The organism is Pseudorhodobacter sp. (genome assembly GCF_030452865.1).
In the GTDB taxonomy this organism is placed as follows: domain Bacteria; phylum Pseudomonadota; class Alphaproteobacteria; order Rhodobacterales; family Rhodobacteraceae; genus Pseudorhodobacter.
In genome coordinates this window covers 1-3,437 of record NZ_JAKDLJ010000373.1, presented here as the reverse complement: position 1 = coordinate 3,437, position 3,437 = coordinate 1, and the positions used below count along the sequence as shown (strand labels likewise).

General features: G+C 59.4%; 3 protein-coding genes. All 3 read left to right on the top strand.

Features of this window, described 5'->3' with window-relative positions:
- The first annotated feature begins 327 nt into the window (after nucleotides 1-327).
- Nucleotides 328-1,584: an imelysin family protein gene (locus L0H65_RS16560; RefSeq protein ID WP_301460302.1), complete on the top strand. Its 1,257-nt coding sequence runs from the start codon at nucleotides 328-330 to the stop codon at nucleotides 1,582-1,584.
- Nucleotides 1,585-1,646: 62 nt separating this feature from the next.
- On the top strand, nucleotides 1,647-3,134 hold the full coding sequence (locus tag L0H65_RS16555) for a di-heme oxidoredictase family protein (RefSeq protein ID WP_301460304.1): 1,488 nt from the start codon (nucleotides 1,647-1,649) through the stop codon (nucleotides 3,132-3,134).
- 3 nt (nucleotides 3,135-3,137) lie between these two features.
- Nucleotides 3,138-3,437, top strand: a 300-nt coding sequence (locus L0H65_RS16550) for an imelysin family protein (protein WP_301460300.1), incomplete at its 3' end; no start/stop codon positions are given.

Sequence of the window (3,437 nt, the reverse complement as noted above, 5' to 3'; positions counted from 1 at the left end):
GTTGGTTTCATCAGCATCACATATATTAATCATTGACGGGGGAACAGGGGTGGCCCCGGCGGATTGTCGGCAATCATTGCAGGACTGAAACAAAATTCTCGGCGCTGTCTGGCTTTCGCGCCATAGGTGCTGGGTCGCTCCGTTATTGCTGATAAGCAAAGTTATGTAATATACTTTGGGGGCGTTTGCGATTGCGGCACTGGCGGGAGGCCGTCGAGCCGATGATGGGTTAACGAGCCAACGCCGAAATAAAGTGTTTTTGTCAGCTTTACAAATCCGATCAAATAACTAAGGTATGTCGAAATGAACCGACATGATGGAGCGCCTATGCTACGACGCCTTCTTGCAACCCTGACAACCCTGGCACTTGCGACAGCGGCGCAGGCCGATAACCGGGCGGAGGTCGTCAAGACCTACGCCGATATCGCCGAGGCTGGCTATCAAGACAGCCTAACCGCAGCACAGGGTCTTGCCACTGCCATCTCCACCCTGATTGACGCGCCAAGCGAGGAGAGCCTGACTGCCGCCCGTGCCGCTTGGCGCTTTGCGCGCGAGCCTTACATGCAGACCGAAGTATTCCGCTTTGGCAATCCGATTGTGGATGACTGGGAAGGCAAGGTGAATGCCTGGCCGTTGGATGAAGGGCTGATCGACTATGTTGACCCCGGATATTTCGCCGCCGCCGAAAACGAACAGGGCACGCTGAACGTCATCGCCAATACCCATTTCACTTTGTCCGGCAAGGAGATTGACGCGAGCAAGATCACGCCGGCGCTGCTTTCCGATGTCTTGCAGGAGGCTGGTCAGAACGAGGCCAATGTCGCCACCGGCTATCACGCCATCGAATTCCTGCTTTGGGGTCAGGATCTGATTAGCGATGCGCCGCAAGCAGGTCAGCGGCCCTACACCGACTTTGTGCAAGGGAACGGTTGTACCAACGTCAATTGCGACCGCCGTGCGGCATATTTGCAGGCTGCCACAGACCTGCTGTTGTCCGATCTGGATTGGATGGTTCAGCAATGGGCGCCGTCGGGCGATGCGCGCCTTGCGGTGACTGACAACCCGAACGCCGGCCTTGCGGCGATTCTGACCGGCATGGGTAACCTTTCCTACGGTGAAATGGCGGGCCAACGGGTGAAACTCGGCCTGATCCTGCATGACCCGGAGGAGGAGCATGATTGCTTTTCCGACAACACGCCGGAGAGCCATTATTTCGATGTTCTGGGGGTGCAGAACGTCTATCTTGGCCGCTACAGGCGGTTGGATGGCAGCGAGGTCAGCGGCCCTTCGCTGAAAGATGCGCTGGCGGAAAAGGATGGCGAATTGGCGAAGACTCTGGCGACGGATATTGACGCCACGCTTACGGCGACACAGGCGTTGCGCGATGCTGCGGCAAACGGGCAATCCTATGACATGATGCTGCAGGCCGGAAATGATGACGGTGCCGCCAAGATCAACGCGGTTGTCGATGGGTTGGTGACCCAATCGCGCGCGATTGAGCGGGCGTCGACCGTGCTGGAACTCGCCGGTGTTGTTGTTGAAGGAGATGAGACGCTTGAACAGGGTGGTGAAGTGTTCAAGTGAGCAAACCCGCTGCATCAAACGCTAAAACCTTGGCTATCGGGGCGCTGATAGCCATTGCCTTAGTGGCAAGTGGGTCCACCACAATTTTCGCGCAGGATTTGCACGATTTGCAACTGCCGCTGTTGCCACGCAGCGCGGAGGAGGCCGCGCGGATTGCCAAGGTGACGGCCCCGACACAGGATTTCTCCGAACCCGAAAAGTTTGAACAAAAGCCCGCCGGGGCGGCAACCGTCAGGGCGCGCGATACTGCGGATGCGTTTTCCGACCCTTCGGCCAATATCGGGCTTGAGGGTCGGATGACCTTCAACCTTGGCAATGGGTTGTTTACCAAGCCTTGGGTTTCCTCCCCCTCCTCTACCACGGCGTCAGACGGGCTTGGCCCGATCTTCAACGCCCGCGCCTGCCAGTTGTGTCACCTGAAAGACGGGCGCGGAACGCCGCCGAACAACCCGGATGAGGCCGCCGTTTCGTTGTTCCTGCGCCTGTCTCTGCCCGCCGATCACACGGCGGAGGCGGAAGCGATCGAAGGCTGGCTCTCCACGCAAAACGACCCGGTCTATGGCGGTCAGTTGCAGAATTTCAGCCTGCCGGGCATCCCGGCCGAAGGGCAGATGACCATCAGCTACACCGACCGACCGATGACACTTGCGGGTGGTGAAGTCGTGACGCTGCGTGCGCCGAAATACGGCATTTCCAACCCCGGCTATGGCCCTATCAACCCAGCACTTATGATGTCGCCGCGCATTGCGCCGCAGATGATCGGCTTGGGGTTGCTGGAGGCGATCCCGGCTGCGGATATTCTGGCTGGGGCTGACCCGGATGATGCCGATGGTGACGGTATCTCTGGCCGCCCCAATATCGTGATGTCAGCAGAATTTGGCGTACCGATGCTGGGGCGCTTTGGGCATAAGGCGGGCATGCCGACCATCCGCGAACAGTCTGCGGGGGCATTTTCGGGTGACATGGGGCTTTCGACGCCGCTGCACCCTTCAGGTGCGGGCGATTGCACCACGCCGCAAACAGCCTGCATGGCCGCCCCCGATGGGGCCGACCCGAAAGACGGGTTGGAGGTCAGTGCGGACTCGCTTGAACTCGTGACCTTCTATTCCCGCAATCTTGGGGTGCCGGAACGTCGCGATATGGCTGATGCAGAGGTGCTGCATGGCAAAGAGCTGTTCTATTCCACCGGTTGCATCGCCTGTCATACGCCGAAATTCGTGACGGGCCGGATGGATGGCGATGTGGCGCAGAGTTTTCAGTTGATCTGGCCCTATACTGACCTTCTGCTCCATGACATGGGCGATGGTCTTGCCGACAACCGCCCCGAAGGCCGCGCTGATGGGCGTGAATGGCGCACCGCACCGCTTTGGGGTATTGGGTTGACGGGGCTGGTTTCAGGCCACACCAACTATCTGCACGATGGTCGCGCGCGCAGCCTGATGGAAGCGATCCTCTGGCATGGCGGTGAGGCACAAGCCGCGCGCGATACCGTGACCAACCTGCCGAAAAGCGACCGTGACGCCCTGATCCGCTATCTTGAAAGCCTTTGAACCATGCGCCTGATTGCCTTTGCCTTGCTTTTTCTGCCCTTGCCCGCCTTGGCGGATGCGGTTGTTGACCGTGTTGTTGACGATGTCGCCCTTCCTGCCGTGACGCGATTTGCCGATGTCACCGGGCATCTCGCAGAGGCGGCGCAAAGCGATTGCACCGCCACGAGCGCGGATCTTGTAACTGCGTGGAACGACGCGATGGATGTGTGGTTCGCGGTCCAACCCCTGCGGACTGGCCCTTTGGAGGATGCAGCACTGCGTCAGTCGATTGCCTATTGGCCAGACACCCAAGGCCACCGGCAG